At 64.9% G+C, this 16,733-nt stretch carries 19 protein-coding genes; 15 read left to right on the top strand and 4 right to left on the bottom strand.

The window, feature by feature from the left end; all coding sequences use genetic code 11:
- From Q1J79_RS12785 to Q1J79_RS12835, 11 genes are all read left to right on the top strand, one after another.
- Positions 1-954: a hypothetical protein gene (locus tag Q1J79_RS12785; protein WP_300300940.1), complete on the top strand. Its 954-nt coding sequence runs from the start codon at positions 1-3 to the stop codon at positions 952-954.
- Between the two features lie 7 nt (positions 955-961).
- A complete protein-coding gene (locus Q1J79_RS12790; RefSeq protein ID WP_300300943.1) occupies positions 962-2,302 on the top strand; it encodes a radical SAM protein in 1,341 nt (446 codons plus the stop codon).
- Positions 2,299-3,501 (top strand): hypothetical protein, encoded by a 1,203-nt coding sequence (locus Q1J79_RS12795; RefSeq protein ID WP_300300945.1) that lies wholly within the window; start codon positions 2,299-2,301, stop codon positions 3,499-3,501. Before Q1J79_RS12790 ends, Q1J79_RS12795 begins: the two co-directional genes overlap by 4 nt.
- 77 nt (positions 3,502-3,578) lie before the next feature.
- Positions 3,579-3,866, top strand: a complete 288-nt coding sequence (locus tag Q1J79_RS12800) for a hypothetical protein (protein WP_300300947.1) — start codon at positions 3,579-3,581, stop codon at positions 3,864-3,866.
- Positions 3,859-5,397, top strand: a complete 1,539-nt coding sequence (gene terL / locus Q1J79_RS12805) for a phage terminase large subunit (RefSeq protein WP_300300949.1) — start codon at positions 3,859-3,861, stop codon at positions 5,395-5,397. Before Q1J79_RS12800 ends, terL begins: the two co-directional genes overlap by 8 nt.
- A gap of 35 nt (positions 5,398-5,432) precedes the next feature.
- Positions 5,433-5,732: a hypothetical protein gene (locus tag Q1J79_RS12810; RefSeq protein ID WP_300300951.1), complete on the top strand. Its 300-nt coding sequence runs from the start codon at positions 5,433-5,435 to the stop codon at positions 5,730-5,732.
- A gap of 19 nt (positions 5,733-5,751) precedes the next feature.
- Positions 5,752-6,210 (top strand): cell wall hydrolase, encoded by a 459-nt coding sequence (locus Q1J79_RS12815; protein WP_300300953.1) that lies wholly within the window; start codon positions 5,752-5,754, stop codon positions 6,208-6,210.
- Positions 6,211-6,224: 14 nt separating this feature from the next.
- The gene (locus Q1J79_RS12820) at positions 6,225-6,629 is read left to right on the top strand and encodes a 3TM-type holin (protein ID WP_300300955.1); all 405 of its coding nucleotides are present in this window, start codon (positions 6,225-6,227) and stop codon (positions 6,627-6,629) included.
- Positions 6,630-6,675: 46 nt separating this feature from the next.
- Positions 6,676-7,020, top strand: coding sequence for a DUF952 domain-containing protein (locus Q1J79_RS12825; protein WP_300300956.1), 345 nt, complete (start codon positions 6,676-6,678; stop codon positions 7,018-7,020).
- The gene (locus tag Q1J79_RS12830) at positions 7,017-7,658 is read left to right on the top strand and encodes a 2'-5' RNA ligase family protein (RefSeq protein ID WP_300300958.1); all 642 of its coding nucleotides are present in this window, start codon (positions 7,017-7,019) and stop codon (positions 7,656-7,658) included. Before Q1J79_RS12825 ends, Q1J79_RS12830 begins: the two co-directional genes overlap by 4 nt.
- Complete coding sequence (locus tag Q1J79_RS12835) at positions 7,655-8,701, top strand: quinone-dependent dihydroorotate dehydrogenase (protein ID WP_300300960.1); 1,047 nt, start codon at positions 7,655-7,657, stop codon at positions 8,699-8,701. Before Q1J79_RS12830 ends, Q1J79_RS12835 begins: the two co-directional genes overlap by 4 nt.
- Positions 8,702-8,785: 84 nt before the next feature.
- On the opposite strand, the gene Q1J79_RS12840 is transcribed toward Q1J79_RS12835, so the two are convergent.
- Positions 8,786-9,634, bottom strand: a complete 849-nt coding sequence (locus Q1J79_RS12840; RefSeq protein ID WP_300300962.1) for a fumarylacetoacetate hydrolase family protein — start codon at positions 9,632-9,634, stop codon at positions 8,786-8,788.
- A 124-nt stretch (positions 9,635-9,758) separates the two neighbouring features.
- Here Q1J79_RS12840 and Q1J79_RS12845 point away from each other — a divergent pair, with 124 nt between their 5' ends.
- Positions 9,759-11,579, top strand: coding sequence for an ABC transporter ATP-binding protein/permease (locus Q1J79_RS12845; protein ID WP_300300963.1), 1,821 nt, complete (start codon positions 9,759-9,761; stop codon positions 11,577-11,579).
- On the opposite strand, the gene Q1J79_RS12850 is transcribed toward Q1J79_RS12845, so the two are convergent.
- Positions 11,576-12,508 carry a pyridoxamine 5'-phosphate oxidase family protein gene (locus Q1J79_RS12850; protein WP_300300965.1) on the bottom strand — a complete coding sequence of 311 codons (933 nt, stop codon included), beginning with the start codon at positions 12,506-12,508 and terminating at the stop codon, positions 11,576-11,578. The genes Q1J79_RS12845 and Q1J79_RS12850 overlap by 4 nt on opposite strands.
- Before the next feature lie 6 nt (positions 12,509-12,514).
- Positions 12,515-13,156 (bottom strand): glutathione S-transferase family protein, encoded by a 642-nt coding sequence (locus Q1J79_RS12855; protein ID WP_300300967.1) that lies wholly within the window; start codon positions 13,154-13,156, stop codon positions 12,515-12,517.
- A gap of 108 nt (positions 13,157-13,264) precedes the next feature.
- On the opposite strand from Q1J79_RS12855, the gene Q1J79_RS12860 reads away from it, so the two are divergent.
- Both Q1J79_RS12860 and Q1J79_RS12865 read left to right on the top strand, forming a co-directional pair.
- Positions 13,265-14,155, top strand: a complete 891-nt coding sequence (locus tag Q1J79_RS12860; protein ID WP_300300969.1) for a LysR family transcriptional regulator — start codon at positions 13,265-13,267, stop codon at positions 14,153-14,155.
- Positions 14,156-14,230: 75 nt separating this feature from the next.
- Positions 14,231-14,668: a VOC family protein gene (locus tag Q1J79_RS12865; RefSeq protein ID WP_300300971.1), complete on the top strand. Its 438-nt coding sequence runs from the start codon at positions 14,231-14,233 to the stop codon at positions 14,666-14,668.
- Positions 14,669-14,737: 69 nt separating this feature from the next.
- Here the strand turns inward: Q1J79_RS12865 and Q1J79_RS12870 are convergent, their stop codons facing one another.
- Positions 14,738-15,739 carry a tripartite tricarboxylate transporter substrate binding protein gene (locus Q1J79_RS12870; protein WP_300300974.1) on the bottom strand — a complete coding sequence of 334 codons (1,002 nt, stop codon included), beginning with the start codon at positions 15,737-15,739 and terminating at the stop codon, positions 14,738-14,740.
- Positions 15,740-15,968: 229 nt separating this feature from the next.
- On the opposite strand from Q1J79_RS12870, the gene Q1J79_RS12875 reads away from it, so the two are divergent.
- A complete protein-coding gene (locus Q1J79_RS12875) occupies positions 15,969-16,661 on the top strand; it encodes a phosphatidylserine decarboxylase (RefSeq protein ID WP_300300977.1) in 693 nt (230 codons plus the stop codon).
- The last annotated feature ends 72 nt before the right edge of the window (positions 16,662-16,733 follow it).

A 16,733-nucleotide genomic window follows, 5' to 3' on the forward strand; every position in this document is an offset into this window, starting at 1 on the left:
ATGATAAAACGCCGCCACTATCTTTTTTCACAATTGAACATCCCTTTTTTTGTCGAAGCAAAAATTATCGAACCAACAATATTATTAAGAACTTGGCACACAAGCACAGATGCGCCGATAAAAAATGCAGTATCTTTAGACGAGGCTGAGCATATCCTTCAAAAACCAGTACATCCTTTTCAAGTAAATTCTGATCCTTTCAATTTTAAAAGGCTTGGCCTAGATCAATGGATTCCAGCAAAGGCGCTTGGCGGCACCTTAAGGCATGCTTCTAGGCGTAATGATTTATTTTTAAAGCCAATCTCAGAAGTCAGCTTTGAAATAGGCATGGCAATAGCTGGTTGCGGTGCGTGGTCTGATTATGGATTGTGGGTTTTTAATGCTCAGCGCAATGGATCCCTCGAAATTCCATTCAACAGGTATCTTGAAAGTTACCCAAGCAAAGCTCATCGCCAAATGATTTTGGCGTCTAAGCACCAAATCACCTTGCTAATGCTTTGCGTGCCTTTTGCACGTGATAACTTGGATAAATGTACACTTGTTTTAAAATACAACGAAGATTATGGGTGCGCACATAACATGCCAAGCCCACTAGCTATGCCCGCGACTCAAATTGAAACTAATGATCCTTCGATTAATTTTCTCTTCGGTGTTAAAGCCCTTCTGCCCTCGTTGCGGCTCGTGGGGCCGGATGTCATTGGGGCTGGTCAGATGGCGAGTTATGCCGTCGAGTTGTTCGACAAGAATATCGACGCCCTGATCACCGATCACTCCGTGCGACTGTATCTGGAGACGAATGCCGGGTATTTGCCGCATCGCCAAGTCTTCACCAAGGACGGCGTGGCAAATTTCAACCTGATGGCACTTGGGCTGGAGCCGGGCGACAAAATCAAGCTCAAGGTTGGCTGGCGCAATTACTCCGGCGCCGATGAAAAAATCATTGCGGTGGTGTGAGGCTGCCATGACGCTGTCGTATCGACTGCACATGGCGGGTCCGCAGGGCCACCGGCAGATTCTGCTCTGGACTCCGTCCGTAGCATCACTGCAATGGGAAGATGGCACGGACGTTGACCTGCGTCCGGTCGGTCAGGATTACCGAGCCACGCAACAGGCTGGTCCGGCCTTTCCCGTCAGTCCGGCGATTCCGGCCGGCAAATCGCCGGCGCCGCGGGTGCTGAAAATCCAGCTCGGCCTCAAATGCAATTACACCTGCCAGTATTGCAACCAGGCCGCCCAACCGCAGGACAGCCAGGGCGATCCAGGCGATGTTGCCTCGTTCCTCGCCGGGTTGCCCTCCTGGCTGAAAGCCGCGCCGCAGCGGATCGAATTCTGGGGTGGCGAACCCTTCGCCTACTGGAAGACGCTCAGGCCGCTGGCCGAAGCCCTGCGCGAGCGGTTTCCCGCGGCGTCCTTCGGCATTGTCAGCAACGGCTCGTTGCTGGATGAAGCAAAGATCGACTGGCTGGATCGCCTGGGTTTCGGCATCGGCATCAGCCATGACGGGCCGGCGATGAAATACCGCGGTCCGGATCCGCTGGACAATCCGCAGCAGCGCGATGTCCTGCGGATGCTCTATGACCGGCTGAAACCCCAGGGCCGCATGAGCTTCAACACCGTGCTGCACCGGCGCAACATGTCGCTCACGGCCGTGCGCCGCCATATCGCCGAACGGCTGGATGTGCCGGCCGCGGAATTGCCGCTGGTCACCGAGGAAATCCTGCTGCCCTACGATGACGGCGGCCTGCGCCTGTCGCTGCGCAACGAACGGGATGGTCGCGCCTTCATGCACGAGGTGTTCTGGGAAGCGGTGCGCGGCGAGTCGATGGCGGTCAGCACCATCCGCGACAAGATCAGCGGTTTCTTCCGCCTTGTCGCTACCGCGCGACCGGCCGCCAGCCTGGGACAGAAATGCGGCATGGATGATCCTGCAAAACTGGCGGTCGACCTGAAAGGCAATGCGCTGACCTGCCAGAACATGTCGGCCGACACCAGGCATCGCATCGGTCATGTATCGGCCATTTCGGAAATCAGGCTGAACACGGCGCATCACTGGTCGACGCGGGAGGAATGCGGCCGCTGCCCGGTGCTGCCGCTCTGTCAGGAGGCCTGCCTGTTTCTGGAACAAGATCTGTGGCGCCAGGCCTGCGACAACAGCTACTGGCACAATCTCGCCATCTTCGCCGCCGCGCTGTACTGGCTGACGCGACTGGTCCTGATCGAGATCGAGGGGCCGGCGCGGCGTGACGGATTGCCGGCGCGCATGACGGTGATCGATCCGGCCGAACTGGAGGTGGCGGCATGACCACGCCCTTGCTCCTGCTGGCCGCGCCCAGTCGCGAAAGCCGCGACAAGGCGGCGCATTTTTCCGCCGCCGCCACCGCGCTGGGAATCCCGGCACGGGTTCTGGTTGCGGATCGGTCGGAACAAATCATGATCAATGACGCCGCTCGGGGTCATTACATCTTCGTCCTGGCCTGCAGTGATGCCCTGGCAGAAGCGGCGGCCATGCTGAATGCACGCTGCGGCGTCGCTGCGTTGGCCGCGCCGCTGGCGGCCAGGCTGGTCGACAAGGCGAGTGGCATCCCGCTGCTCAGCGACCTGCTTGATCTGCCGCTGCTGCCGCAGATGGTGCCGCGCACGGCGGCGGAGCTGCTGGCCTGGTCCTATGTCGGCCCGGTGATCGCCAAGCCGGCATGCTCGGCCGGCGGCTGGTCGCCACGGCCCTGGGGCTATCGCTGTTTCGACCATGCCGCCGCCTTGTTCGACTGGCTGGAGGCGGAAGGGCTCACCAAGGCCTTCTTCGCGGAACAATGCCGGCCCGGTCCGCTCGGGCCGGTCGTGCTGCAGGCGGCGGTCGATGGCGACCGTATCGAGGGCGCCGCCATGCTGCTCACGGCAGGCGCAGGCACGGTTTACGCGCGCTGCCATGCCGAGTTCGAGGTGGAGACCCAGAGCGGGCAGGGGCGGCGCTGGTGGCGGGCGACCTATCATGCCGCCGCGGCCAGCATCCTGGCGGAGCGATTGCCGCGACTGGCCCGGCTGATCGGCCGCGTGCCGGGCTGGAACCGCGGGCTGCTGCATGTGCAGGGCATCGTCACGCCGGGCGGCTTCTGCCTCACCGACATAAACCAGCGCCTGCCCACGCCATGGGACTGGCTGATCGCGCAGGTCGACCCGTCCTTCCACCGCCGCCTGCTGGCCAGTCTGCTGTTCGATGAGCCTTTTGATCCGGTCTGGCCGGCGCCGGCCATGGCGATCGATCTGGTCTATGGGCCATCCGGCCGCGCCATCAAGCGGATCGATCATCCGCCCCCTGGCGACGGCGTCATGCCCTGGCGTCTGGACGCGGCGGATTGCGCCGTGCCGCGGCATGGGTTCGACAAGGCCGGCCAGGCGCCCGGCTTCATCACGCTCGGCGGCAACGCGGAGGAGTGCGCGCGCCGCGCGGAAGCATTCCGCGCCGGCCTCGACATCACCTATGCGCTGGAGCAAGCGGCATGAGCGGGCCATGCACATTGCCTGACCTGGCGGCGGCCTTGCTGCTGCTCACCGCGTTGCTGATTCATTGGGAGTGATTCATGAGCACGGATATTGCCGGGCGTTTCCGCGAGGTCATCACGCGCAAACTGCTTGACGTGGCCGAAGTCTATGATGCGCTCGAGGCGCGGCCGGATACGCCCGGCGACGACAAGGCTCTGGCGCTGCGCCATGCCACCGGCAGGACGGTGCTGACGCATCTGGCCCTGCTACGCAAATTGCTGGCGCAGGAAGACGATGTCGGGCCCGAGGCATCACCCGGCATCGATCTCGATATGGACAGCTACCGCGCCATGGTCGCCGCGCTGAACGAGGCCGAGCATGGCTGAGCTGCTGCCGATCCGTAGCGTGCCGCCCGAGGTGGCAGGCCAGGTCTCGCTGGTTGATTTCGTGCAGTTCTGGAACAAACGACAGCATCTCGGCCTGCCCGCGCTGCATCGCGAGATTCTGGCCTGGCTCGAGCAGAACTGGCTGGAGGGCAAACGCGAATTGCTGCTGCTGGTGTTCCGCGATGCCGGCAAGTCCACTTTGGTTGGTCTGTTCGCGGCCTGGCTGCTGCTGCGCGATCCTTCGCTGCGCATCCTCGTGCTGGCGGCCGAGCAGGCGCTGGCGCGCAAGATGGTGCGCAACGTGAAACGCATCATCGAGCGCCATCCGTTGACGATTTCGTTACGCCCGATGCGGCGCGACCAATGGGCGGCCGACCAGTTCACCGTGCAGCGCGCGAAGGAATGGCGCGACCCCTCCATGCTGGCGCGCGGCCTGAATGGCAACATCACCGGCTGCCGCGCTGATATCGTGCTGTGCGATGATGTCGAGGTGCCGGCCACCTGCGACACGCCGGCCAAGCGCGAGGAGCTGCGCGCGCGCCTGGCCGAGATCGATTACGTGCTGGTGCCCGACGGGACCCAGCTTTATATCGGCACGCCGCACTCGTATTATTCCATCTACGCGCTGGAGCCGCGCCACGAGGTCAATGAGGAGGCGCCGTTCCTGGCCGGCTTCCAGCGCCTGGTGCTGCCGGCCCTTGATATCAATGGCCAGAGTCGCTGGCCCGAGCGCTTCTCGCGCGAGCGGCTGGAGGTGATCCGCCGGCGCACCGGTCCGGCGCGCTTTGCCGCGCAGATGTTGCTGCAGCCGACCTCGGCCGAGGATGGCCGCCTCGATCCGAACATGATCGCGGGTTACCGCGACGAGCTGGCGATCGAGGTGCTGAGCGGCGACCGCCTGCGCATCGAGATCGGCGGCAAGCGCATGGTCTCGGCCAGCTGCTGGTGGGACCCGTCCTTCGGCTCACCGCGCAAGGGCGATGGCAGCGTGATCGCGGCCGTCTTCGCCGATGGCGAAGGTGGCTACTGGCTGCATCGCATCGCATGGCTGCAGCAGGATCCGCGTGATCCCGCTGACGCCGCCACCCAGCTCTGCCGCCAGGCGGCGGAATTCGCCAAGGCGCTGTATCTGCCCGCCATCCGACTGGAAACCAACGGCCTGGGCAAATTCCTGCCCGGCCTTTTGCGCCGCGCCCTGGCCGAGGCCGAATGCGGCAGCGGCGTGATCGAATGCACCAGCCGCAAGGCCAAGGCGGTGCGTATCCTGGAAGCCTTCGACGCCGTGCTCGCCGCCGGTGCGCTGAAGGCGCATGACAGCGTGGCGCGGACATCCTTCTTCGCCGAGATGCGGGAATGGCGCCCAGGCCATCAGGGGCGTTCGAGTCTCGGCCGCGACGACGGCCTGGACGCCGTGGCGGGCTGCCTGCTGTCGGAACCGGTGCGGCTCGGTGTGGCGCCGTCACGCCATGGCCGGCCGAACTGGCGGCTGGGCGGCGAAACCCATATCGCGCCCAATGACTTTGAACCCTGAGAATTCGATCTGTGACAACAGGAAAGGAGAGCGCCATGGCAAACCTTGCCTTCGATTGGACCTGGTGGCTCAGCGCGGTGGAGCTGCCCGTGCTGGCCGGCCTGTTCTGGCTGATCCAGCGCCAGCGTGACCGCACCGAGCAGCAGATTGCCCAGATGCAGGCCGAGCAGCGCGCCGCGATCACCGCCACCCGCGCGGCGCTGTCGGATTACAAGCTTGAGGTCGCGCAACGTTACGCCTCGATCGGTTACCTGAAGGATGTCGAGACGCGGCTCACCGAGCATCTGCTGCGCATCGAGGCCAAGCTCGACCTGCCGGCCAGGTTGTCATCGTGATCCGGAAAGGAAGCGCAGCATGACGATTCAGGATATGCCGTCGTTGAAAAACCTGCGGCGCGCCGCAGGCTTCAGCGACCAGGCCTTCACGCGCGACACCCTGGCGCGCACCCTCTGGGGCGAGGCGCGAGGCGAGGGGCGGAACGGCATGATGGCGGTGGCCAGCGTGATCCTGAACCGCGCGGCGAAACCCGGCTGGTGGGGCCGCAGCGTGGCCGAGGTCTGTTTGCGGCCCTGGCAGTTTTCCTGCTGGCTGGCCGACGACCCCAACCGCGCCAAGCTGGAGCAGGTGGGTGAACGGGATCCGCAGTTCCGCCTGGCACAGCAGATCGCCGAACAGGCATTGGGTGGCGGCCTGCCGGACTACACCTTTGGTGCCACGCATTATCACATGGTCGATATCGCGCCGAACTGGGCGCAGGGCCATACGCCCTGTGTCGTGATCGGCCGTCATGCCTTCTACAACGACATCGCCTGAACGGAGACCGTGTCATGCTGGACAAGCTGCTGGTGGCCAATATCGCTTCGCCCATCGAGGCGATCGGTAATGTCTTCGACAAACTGTTCACCTCCGATGCCGAACGCGCCCAGGCTGAAGCCGTGCTGGAGAAACTGCGCCAGTATCCTGCCGCGCTCCAGGTTGAGCTGAACAAGATCGAAGCGGCGCATCGCAGCGTGTTCGTCGCCGGCTGGCGCCCCGCCGTGGGTTGGATCTGCGCCGCCGGGGTGGGCTGGGCCTATCTGGGCCACCCGCTGTTTCTCTGGGCCGCCGCGCTCTGGGCGCCGGGCGTGCAGCCGCCGGAGATTCAGATCGACAGCCTGTTCGAGCTGGTGCTGGCCATGCTGGGCATGGCCGGGTTGCGCAGTTTCGAGAAAACCACCGGCCGGGCGAAATGACGGCGGAACTCTCCCCGGCCGGCAAGCTTTCTGCTATGCCATCGCCATGACCACCATCTATCGCATCCTGCCCGCCGCCGACTGGGCGGCCGCGAAAGCCGCCGGCTGCTTCAGCGGCAGCGCGCATGACATCCGCGACGGCTTCATCCATTTTTCCACAGCCGCTCAGGTGGCCGAGACGGCGGCGAAACATTATGCCGGGCTGCACGATCTGGTGCTGCTCTATGTGGCGACGGAATCTTTGACCGCGCCGCTGAAATGGGAAAAATCGCGCAACGACGATCTGTTTCCCCATCTCTATGGCGACCTGCCGGCATTGGCTGTGCATCGCGTCGAACCCCTGCCGCTCGGCCCCGATGGCCGCCACGTTTTCCCGGAGCTGGAGGCATGAGCGACAGGTTCAGCCTTGATCCCTTGTGGCGGCAGGCGGCGTTGTCCTATACGGCCGTGGCGCTCGCGCCGCTGGGGGTGCAGGCCGGCGTGCAGCCCGTTCTGGCGCGGGTGGCGGCGGCGGCGGCTCCGGCCGGCCTGCGCATCGTGCCGGCCGAAACGTTGCACCTGTCGCTTTATGGCATCGCGCCGGTCCGTTCGGATTTCGACAAGACGGCCTACTGGCAAACCCATGGCGAACGCGCCCTGACCGAACTGCGCGACTGGGCCACGGCGCAGCCGCCGGTCACCCTGCGCTTCACCAGCCTGCGCGCCACATCGATTGCCGTGATCGCCGTGGCGGAACCCGATGATGCGGTTTGGTCGCTGCGCCGCCGCCTGGCCGCCATGTTGCCACCACCGCCCGGCGGCCCGCCGCAGTATGACCTGATCCATGTCACGCTGGCCCGGTATGCCGATGCCGTGGCACTGCCGGCGGATTTCGCTGCTCGTATCAGTGCCCTGCCGCTCGATCTGCCTTTCCCGCTGCATACGGTGGCGCTGATGCGCGAGGCGGTTTATCCCGCGCTGGAATTCGACATCCTAGCCACGCTGCCCCTCGTCGCTTTACCATCGGGCAGCCCGGAGCCCGTTGCATGAACATCTATCGTTGTCTGGTCTGGCCGCTGGTGCGGCATGTCGAGTCCGAGCGGGCACACCGCATGACGCTCGACCTGCTCAAGACCGGGCTGGTCCTCCCGCCCCGCCAGGCCGATGATCCGGTGCTGGCCACCACGTTGTTCGGCCGGCGCATTCCCAATCCCGTTGGGCTGGCGGCCGGCTTCGACAAGAATGCCGAAGTGCCCGATGCCATGCTGCGGCTGGGTTTCGGCTTCGTCGAGGTCGGCGGCGTCACGCCAAAATCCCAGCCGGGCAATCCGCGGCCGCGGCTGTTCCGGCTGGAGGAAGACCACGCGGTGATCAACCGCATGGGCTTCAACAACGAAGGCCTCGATGTGGTGGCCGCGCGCCTTGAGCAGCGGCGCGGCCGCCTGGGGCTGGTCGGCGTCAATCTCGGCGCCAACAAGGATTCCGAGGATCGCCCCGGCGATTACGCGATTTCCTATGCGCGGCTGGCCGCGCTCTGCGGCTTCGCCGTGGTCAATGTCTCCTCGCCCAACACGCCGGGCCTGCGCAACCTGCAGGGCCGCGAGGAACTGGCTGCATTGCTCACCCGGCTGCAGCCCCTGCATGCGCAATACAGGACGCCGTTGCTGGTCAAGATCGCGCCCGACCTGGCCGAAGATGACATCGACGCGGTGGCGGAGCTGGCGCTGCAATACGGGCTGGACGGCATCGTCGCCACCAACACCACCATCGCGCGGCCCGATACGTTGCGCAGCCGCCACAGGGGCGAGACCGGCGGCCTGTCGGGTGCGCCCCTGCGCGATCGCGCCGAAGCGGTGCTGAAGCAGCTTCATGGCAAGATCGGCAACCGCATGGCGCTGATCGGCGTGGGCGGCATTGCCTCGGGCGAAGATGCCTATGCGCGCATCCGCGCCGGCGCCTCGGCCGTGCAGCTTTACTCGGCGATGGTGTTTGAAGGCCCCGGCCTGGTCGGTCGCATCAAGAGCGAGCTCGCTGCATTGCTGAAGCGAGACGGGTTCAGGAGTATCGCCGAGGCGGTGGGGAAGGATAGTTGATGCCGTCACCTCCGGCGGGAGCGGCGGACAGGAAAAGAAACGGCGCCACAAAGGGCGCCGCTCTAAACCGGAATTCAGTACCGCTTACGCGTTCTTCACCGGGTTGCGCAGCAGGCCGACCTTGGCGATCTCGATTTCGATGATGTCGCCGTCCTTCATGTAGACCGGCGGATTGCGCTTGGTGCCGACGCCGCCCGGGGTGCCGGTGGCGATCACGTCGCCGGCTTCCAGCGGGATGAAGGCGGTGACATATTTGATGATCTTGCGGATGTTGAAGGTCATCAGTTCGGTGTTCGACTTCTGCATCACCTGGCCGTTCAGGCGGCTTTCGATGTCGAGCGTCTGCGGGTCGGGGATCTCGTCAGCCGTCACCATCCAGGGGCCGAAGCCGCCGGTGGCGACGAAGTTCTTGCCCGGGGTGAACTGGCTGGTATGGGTCTGCCAGTCGCGCACCGAGCCGTCATTGTAGCAGGAATAGCCGGCGATGATGCCGAAGGCGTCGGCCTCCGAGACCTTGTAGCCATGCTTGCCGATGATCACGGCCAGTTCGGCCTCGTAATCCAGCTTGTCGGATTCGGCGGGCTTCAGCAGCGGCTGGTTATGGGCGACCTGGCTTTCCGGCCAGCGCACGAAGATGGTGGGCTGGCCCGGCGGTTCGCGGCCCATTTCGCGGCGGTGTTCGTCATAATTGACGCCGACGCAGACGATCTTGCCCGGATTGGGCACCACCGGCAGCAGGGTGGTGCCGTCCAGTTTCATGTCGGCCGTCACACCTTTGGCAGTCGCTTCCACCTCGGCCAGCGCGCCGGCTTTGAGAACCGCGACGAGATCGGCATACTTGCCGCCCAGCCTGGCGCCGACATCCACGATGCCGTCGCCGGAGACCACGCCATACGAGCTCTTGCCATTGCGGACGAAGCTCACCACTTTCATCGGACTGCTCCCTGGTCAGAAAAAGGAATCTTCGGGGTCGATTGTTTTGGGGGCAAACGATACGCTCCGTACACACCCCGATCAAGCGCCGCCAGCCTAATCCAGCCAGCAAAGCCTGCCCATCATGACCGACTTGAAAAAAACGCTACCCGGCTTGCTGATTCCGCGACTCTGGCCGGCCAGCCGGCCCGATTTGCGCCGCCGCGTGGTGATCGCGCTGCTGTTCCTGCTGCTGGCCAAGCTGGTCAATGTTGCAGTGCCGTATTTCTTCAAGCGCGCCGTCGATCTGCTGGATACCGGATTATCGGCCGGCCAGATTGCCGTCGGCGCCGTGCTCGCCATGGTGCTGGCCTATGGCGTGGCGCGCATGGCGGCCCAGGGGTTTGGCGAATTGCGCGACGCGGTGTTTGCCAAGGTGGCCCAGGCGGCGATCCGCGACCTGGCTTTGCAGACCTTCAACCACCTGCATGCCCTGTCGCTGCGTTTCCACCTGGAGCGCCAGACTGGGGGCCTGAGCCGGGTGATCGAACGCGGCACCAAGGGCATCCAGTTCGTGCTGCAGTTCATGACCTTCAACATCCTGCCCACCATCGTCGAAATCGGCCTGGTCGGCGGCATCCTGTGGTGGCTGTATGGCTGGAGCTTCGCGCTGATCACGGTCGGCACCATCGCGGGCTATATCTTCTACACACTGAGCATCACCGAATGGCGCACCAAATACCGGCGCCAGATGAACGACGAGGACCAGCGCGCCAATACCCGCGCCGTCGACAGCCTGCTCAATTACGAAACGGTGAAATACTTCACCAACGAGGCGCATGAAGCTCGCCGCTTCGACGAGGCGCTCAGCCGTTACGAACGCGCCGCCGTGAAAAGCCAGACCTCGCTGGCTTTGCTCAATCTGGGCCAGGGCGCCATCATCGCCGTCGGCCTGATCGGCGTGATGAGCCTGGCCGTGCTGGGCGTACGCGACGGCTCCATGACGCTGGGCGACATCGTCATGGTCAATGCCTACCTGATCCAGCTCTACCTGCCGCTCAATTTCCTCGGCTTCGCCTATCGCGAGATCAAGCAGGGCCTGATCGACATGGAGGCGATGTTCAGGCTGCTCGACGTGCCGCAGGAGGTGCAGGACAAGGCCGGCGCGCCGGCGCTCAATGTCACGCGGGGCGAAGTGGAGTTCGATGCCGTGCGCTTCGCCTATGACCCGCGCCGCGAAATCCTGGCCGGCGTCTCGTTCCGCGTTCCCTCCGGCGCCAAGGTGGCGGTGGTGGGCGCCTCGGGCGCGGGCAAATCGACGCTTTCGCGCCTGCTCTACCGTTTCTACGATGTCAGCGACGGATGCATCCGCATCGACGGCCAGGATATCCGCGAGGTGTCGCAGACCAGCCTGCGGCGCGCCATCGGCATCGTGCCGCAGGATACCGTGCTGTTCAACGATACGATCCTCTACAACATCCGTTATGGCCGCGTGGATGCGAGCGATGAAGACGTGGCCGAGGCGGCGAGGCTGGCGCAGCTCGATGGCCTGATCGCCCGCCTGCCCGATGGCATGGCCACCATGGTGGGCGAACGCGGCCTGAAGCTCTCGGGCGGCGAGAAGCAGCGCGTGGCGATTGCCCGCGCACTCTTGAAGAATCCGAAGATCATGGTGTTCGACGAGGCCACCTCGGCGCTTGACACCCATACCGAACGCGAGATCCAGGCGGCTTTGAGCCGCGCCGCCGAAGGCTGCACGACTTTGGTGATCGCCCACCGCCTGTCCACCGTGGTGGACGCCGACGAGATCATCGTGCTGGACCAGGGCCGCATCGCCGAACGCGGACGGCATCATGCATTGCTGCAGGCCGGCGGGCTGTATGCCGCGCTGTGGCACAAGCAGCAGGAAGCCCGCGCCGCCGAGACGGAGGACAGCCTCGGCGTGCTCTCGGCCGCGGGGGATTAAGTCCAGCTTCCCGTCGCGATCAGCTGCGGCGCATAATCCGGTTCGCTCCAGCGCAAGGGCAGGCCGCCCTCGATGATGTGGCCGGTCTCGACGTTTAAGCGCAGCAGGCGTTCGGCGCCGGCGAAGCTGTCCACCTCCGGCCCGTCCCAGATGATCTCGGCATGGGCCGTGAGCTGCAGCAGGTCGCCGGTGGCGTAATCCACCACCAGCAGCCCGGCGCGCGGATTGAGCGCGATGTTGCCCAGCGTGTTGAAGAACTTGTTGCCGCGGAAATCGGGCAACGTGAGTTGCGTGGCGCCATCGCGCTGCTCGACGCGCAGGAAGCCGGGCCGGCCGCCGCGATGGGACGCATCGACGCCTTCGTCTTTCGCGGCCGTGGCTATGAACACAGTGTCGGCCTGGCTCAGCATGGCGCCGGCGCGCGGCGACAGCGACGCGGATTCAGGCCGCAGCGGCGGCGCGGCCGGCGCAGCAACGAGGCGTGGCGCGCGCGCCTGGATATATTGCGGGCAGTTGCCGAAGCTCTGCTCGACCGTGACGGTGAAGCCGCTGCCGTCCAGCGCGGTGACGCGGCCGTTCATGCGGTTGCGCCTCCGCGTTTCCGGCTGCAGGCCCAGCAGGCCGAGCTGCGTATCCAGCGTCAGATGCCGGCCCAGCGGATCGCCGGCGATGGGTTTGGCCGCCACATGCAGGGTCTGCGGATCGGGCGACAGGATGAAGCCCGGCAGGCCGCTGAGCATCGAGGCCCAGGGCCGGCCGGCGTCATCCAGGCTGCCGATGATCAGGCTGGGCAGCAGCGCGAAAAACTCGCGATGCTGGTCCGGCATGAATTCGCGGATGACCATGGCCGCGGTCTGCTGCATGCGCGCGGGCAGGGCGGGATGCAGCCGCGCCTGCAACGCCTGTTCGCCGGCATGGAAGCGGCCCATGACGCTTTACTCCGCCGCCTGCGGTGTCGGGCTCTTTACCATCGGCACGAAGCCGGGCAGGGCCTCGATACGCTGCAGCCAGGCGCGGATCTGCGGATAGGGCTGCAGCGACACGCCGCCCTCGGGGGCATGCGCGATGTAGGAATAGAGCGCGATGTCGGCGATGGTCGGCGTCGTGCCGACGAAGAAGGGACGGCTGGCCAGATGCTGCTCCATGACGGCGAACAGTGCCGCGGCGCCAGCTTTCGCGCGTTCCTGATCGTAGGGCGCGCCGAACAGGACAACGAGGCGCGCCAGCGCCGGCCCCATGGCGAGCGGACCGGCCGCGACCGAGAGCCAGCGCTGCACGTCCGCCGCCAACGCCGGATCGCGCGGCAGCCAGCGGCCGCTCTGGTCATACTTTGTGGCCAGGTAGACCAGGATGGCATTGCTGTCGGCCACCACATGGCCGTCATCCTCGATCACCGGGACCTGGCCGAAGGGGTTCAGGCGGAGGAAATCCGGCTGCTTCTGCGCGCCGTTGCGCAGGTCGACCTCGATCTTCTCGAATGGCAGGCCGAGCAGGGAGAGGAACAACTCGGCGCGATGGGCATGGCCCGACAGCGGAAAACGATGCAGCCGGATCGGGCGGGTGGGGGCGATGGGCATGGGGTGGTCCTCAGCAGGATAATGATGTGCGCTCCTGAATATGATGTTTCCGCCTTTGGATGGAATTCAGCTAATTGACAAGTCAGTGTTTCATATTATGAAACAATCATGGATCGTCTGGACGCCATGCGGATTTTCATCGCCGCCGCCGAGGGGGCCGGGTTTGCCGGCGCCGCCCGGCGGTTGAATCTCTCACCGCCCTCGGTCACCCGCGCCGTCGCCCTGCTGGAAGACCGGCTGGGCACGGCCCTGTTCCAGCGCTCCACCCGCCATGTGCGCCTGACCGAGGCGGGCGAACGCTTCCTCGCCGATGCCCGCCGCATCCTGGCTGAGCTGGAGGAGGCCGAGGCCTCGGCCGCCGGCCTGCATGGTGCGCCGCGCGGCCAGCTCAGCATCACCGCGTCGCTGATGTTCGGCCGCCGGCATGTCGCGCCGGTGGTGCTGGATTTCCTCGACCACTATCCCGATGTCTCGGCGCGGCTGCTGCTGCTCGATCGCGTCACCAACCTGATCGAGGAAGGCTTCGACGTTGCCGTGCGCATCGCGCATCTGCAGGATTCGAGCCTGAGCGCCGTGCGCGTCGGCCATGTGCGGCCCGTGGTGGTGGCGTCGCCCGACTACATCGCCCGTCATGGCGCGCCGCTGCGGCCGCGTGAGCTGATGGATCACACCTGCCTGCTGTTCGCGCCGCCGATCGTGGCCGAGGGCTGGCATTTCCGCGACGAGATGATCGAGCCGCCGTCGCGCTTTTTCATCAATTCGGCTGAAGCCGTGATCGCGGCCGCCGTGGCCGGGCGCGGCGTCACGCGCGTTTTGTCCTACATGGTGGCGCCGGAGGTGCAGGCGGGAAAACTGCAGGTGCTGCTGGCCGAGCATGAAAGGCCACCGATCCCGGTGCACCTGCTGCATGCCGAGGGCCGCCGCGCCAATGCCAAGCTGCGCGCCTTCATCGACTTCGCCGCCGAACGCCTGCGCGCCAATCCGGTGCTTCAGAATTAGAACCAGAACGATCCTTTGTCGCTGCCTATAGTAGACACCCGGCGAAAGCCGCGTCGTACAGGAAAGGACAATACGATGGATCAGCCAGTGCGGACTCCCGACTCCGCCTTTCGAGCCATCAAGGCCATCGATTATACCGTGATCTATGTGCGCGACCTGGCCGCCATGCGTCGCTTTTATGAAGACGTGCTCGGCTTCGACGTGATCCGTGAACTTTCGCCGCGCTGGATCGAATATCGCGTCGGCGCCAACACGCTGGCGCTCGCCATTCCGGGCCTGACGGCCAAGGATACTCCGCTTCCGCCGGGCAGCGCGGCTTTACAGCTTGCCTTCAAGGTTGCGCCGCATGAGGTGGATGCCTGCGCGGATGAATTGCTGCGGCAGGGCATCGCGCTGGTGATACCGCCCACCGACCAGCCTTTTGGTCATCGCACGCTGTTTTTCCGCGATCCCGACGGCAACCTGCTGGAGATATATGCCGACATTCCGCCAAAGGGCGGAGCGGATGTGTAATGCGCGCAAATGTGCAATAAAAAAGGCCGGCATTGCTGCCGGCCTTTCCTATTCGTCCATGCGGAAGGCTTAATCGGCGCGGGCGCCCGAGGCCTTCACCACCTTTTCCCACTTGGCCAGCTCGGCCTTGATATAGGCGGTGAATTCATCCGGCGTGTTCAGCACCGGCACGGCGCCCTGCTGGGCCAGCTTGGCGCTCAGGTCGGTGCTCTTGGCCAGCTTCACCACATCGCCATGGATCTTGGCGACGATCTCCTTCGGGGTGCCGGCCGGGGCCAGCATGCCGAACCACGAGGCGGCCTCGAAACCGGGCAGGCCGGCTTCGGCGATGGTCGGCAGGTCAGGCATGGCGGCCGAACGGGTCGCCGTGGTGACGGCAATCGCACGCAGCTTGCCCGCTTTCACATGCGGCAGGGCCGAGGGCATGTTGTCGAACATCACCTGCACCTGGCCGCCGATCAGGTCGGTGATCGCCGGGGCCGAGCCCTTGTAGGGGATGTGCTCCATCTGCACGCCGGTCATCACCTTGAACAATTCGCCGGCGAGATGGATCGAGGTGCCGTTGCCGCTGGACGCCATGTTCAGCTTGCCCGGATTCTTCTTGCCGTAGTCGATCAGGTCCTTGACCGTCTTCACCGGCAGCTCGGGATGCACCACCAGCATGTTCGGCACGGCGGCGACATTGGTGATCGGCTGGAAATCCTTCACCACGTCATAGGGCATCTTGGCATAGAGGCTGGCATTGATCGCATGGGTGCCGACCGTGCCCATCAGCAGCGTGTAGCCATCGGGCGCCGCCTTGGCCACCATGGCCGAGCCGATATTGCCGCCGGCGCCGGCGCGGTTGTCGATGATCACCGGCTGGCCCCAGACCTCGCTGAGCTTCGCGGCGACCAGGCGGGCGACGATGTCGGTGGTGCCGCCGGCCGGGAAGGGCACGACCATGGTGACCGGCTTGGACGGCCAGGCCTGCGCCCGGGCATTGGTCAGGGTGGCCGGCAGGATGCCGGACAGGGTAATGGCGGCGACGGCCGCGGCAAAAAATCGGATCAGACGCTGCATGGGCGCCATGGTTGTTCCTCCTGGGTCAGGCTTTACTGGTTGGGCTTTGCCGGTTCCCTCTAGCATGATCCCGATACGGAGGAAATGTGTGGGCCGGGCGAATACGGGGCATCGCCAATCGCCCAGGCTATTCCAGGCCACGGGATCCAGGCGGCGATTCTGGCCGGCAGGACCTTTAAGCCGGGGGCCGCAATCGCTACATTGCAGCCACTGCATTTTTCAAAGGGTTATGCCGTCTATGGACACGATCCGTTCCGTTCTGGTGCCGATCCATCGCGAAGGCTGGAAGTTCATTGCCATCTTTGCCGTGGTGACGCTGGTGCTGTTCTGGGTCGCCGAGCCGCTCGGCTGGCTGGGCGTGGTCCTGACCTGCTGGTGCGCCTATTTCTTCCGCGATCCGCCGCGCGTCACGCCGGTGCGCGACGGCCTGCTGATCTCGCCCGCCGATGGCGTGGTGCAGATGATCGAGCGCTCCGCGCCGCCCGAGGAGCTGGGCATGGGCGCCGACCCGCGGCAACGCATCTCGGTGTTCATGAACGTGTTCGACGTGCATGTGAACCGCTCGCCGGTGGACGGCATCGTTACGACGCTGGCCTATCGCCCGGGCAAGTTCCTCAATGCGGCGCTGGATAAGGCCAGCACCGACAACGAGCGCCAGTCGATGCGGCTGAAGCTGAAGGGCGACAAGGAGATCGCGGTCGTGCAGATCGCGGGCCTCGTTGCGCGGCGCATCCTCTGCGAGGTGCAGGAAGGCCGCGAGCTCAAGGCCGGCGAACGCTTTGGCCTGATCCGCTTCGGCAGCCGCGTCGACGTCTATCTCGATGACGGCATGGTGCCGCTGGTCTGCGTCGGCCAGCGCATGATCGCCGGCGAGACGGTGATCGCCGAGGATGGCGCCACCGAGCAGCCGCGCAGCGGCGAAGTTCGTTAGGGGCGAAGTCCGTTAACACGACGGTAAAGCGGACGCCTTAGCCTGTGCGCCCAGCGAAGGAGAAGGCCGGAT

The organism is Ferrovibrio sp. (assembly GCF_029255545.1).
Lineage (GTDB): Bacteria > Pseudomonadota > Alphaproteobacteria > Ferrovibrionales > Ferrovibrionaceae > Ferrovibrio.

What these genes read in the sequence shown, in the direction of transcription:
- Q1J79_RS12790 (WP_300300943.1), top strand. Translation starts at nt 962, where the DNA reads ATGACGCTGTCGTATCGACTGCACATGGCGGGTCCGCAGGGCCACCGG.
- Q1J79_RS12865 (WP_300300971.1), top strand. Translation starts at nt 14,231, where the DNA reads ATGGATCAGCCAGTGCGGACTCCCGACTCCGCCTTTCGAGCCATCAAG.
- Q1J79_RS12795 (WP_300300945.1), top strand. Translation starts at nt 2,299, where the DNA reads ATGACCACGCCCTTGCTCCTGCTGGCCGCGCCCAGTCGCGAAAGCCGC.
- Q1J79_RS12850 (WP_300300965.1), bottom strand. Translation starts at nt 12,508, where the DNA reads ATGGGCCGCTTCCATGCCGGCGAACAGGCGTTGCAGGCGCGGCTGCAT.
- Q1J79_RS12870 (WP_300300974.1), bottom strand. Translation starts at nt 15,739, where the DNA reads ATGGCGCCCATGCAGCGTCTGATCCGATTTTTTGCCGCGGCCGTCGCC.
- Q1J79_RS12830 (WP_300300958.1), top strand. Translation starts at nt 7,017, where the DNA reads ATGAGCGACAGGTTCAGCCTTGATCCCTTGTGGCGGCAGGCGGCGTTG.
- Q1J79_RS12845 (WP_300300963.1), top strand. Translation starts at nt 9,759, where the DNA reads ATGACCGACTTGAAAAAAACGCTACCCGGCTTGCTGATTCCGCGACTC.
- Q1J79_RS12835 (WP_300300960.1), top strand. Translation starts at nt 7,655, where the DNA reads ATGAACATCTATCGTTGTCTGGTCTGGCCGCTGGTGCGGCATGTCGAG.
- Q1J79_RS12810 (WP_300300951.1), top strand. Translation starts at nt 5,433, where the DNA reads ATGGCAAACCTTGCCTTCGATTGGACCTGGTGGCTCAGCGCGGTGGAG.
- Q1J79_RS12875 (WP_300300977.1), top strand. Translation starts at nt 15,969, where the DNA reads ATGGACACGATCCGTTCCGTTCTGGTGCCGATCCATCGCGAAGGCTGG.
- Q1J79_RS12800 (WP_300300947.1), top strand. Translation starts at nt 3,579, where the DNA reads ATGAGCACGGATATTGCCGGGCGTTTCCGCGAGGTCATCACGCGCAAA.
- Q1J79_RS12825 (WP_300300956.1), top strand. Translation starts at nt 6,676, where the DNA reads ATGACCACCATCTATCGCATCCTGCCCGCCGCCGACTGGGCGGCCGCG.
- Q1J79_RS12855 (WP_300300967.1), bottom strand. Translation starts at nt 13,156, where the DNA reads ATGCCCATCGCCCCCACCCGCCCGATCCGGCTGCATCGTTTTCCGCTG.
- Q1J79_RS12840 (WP_300300962.1), bottom strand. Translation starts at nt 9,634, where the DNA reads ATGAAAGTGGTGAGCTTCGTCCGCAATGGCAAGAGCTCGTATGGCGTG.
- Q1J79_RS12785 (WP_300300940.1), top strand. Translation starts at nt 1, where the DNA reads ATGATAAAACGCCGCCACTATCTTTTTTCACAATTGAACATCCCTTTT.
- Q1J79_RS12815 (WP_300300953.1), top strand. Translation starts at nt 5,752, where the DNA reads ATGACGATTCAGGATATGCCGTCGTTGAAAAACCTGCGGCGCGCCGCA.
- terL (WP_300300949.1), top strand. Translation starts at nt 3,859, where the DNA reads ATGGCTGAGCTGCTGCCGATCCGTAGCGTGCCGCCCGAGGTGGCAGGC.
- Q1J79_RS12860 (WP_300300969.1), top strand. Translation starts at nt 13,265, where the DNA reads ATGGATCGTCTGGACGCCATGCGGATTTTCATCGCCGCCGCCGAGGGG.
- Q1J79_RS12820 (WP_300300955.1), top strand. Translation starts at nt 6,225, where the DNA reads ATGCTGGACAAGCTGCTGGTGGCCAATATCGCTTCGCCCATCGAGGCG.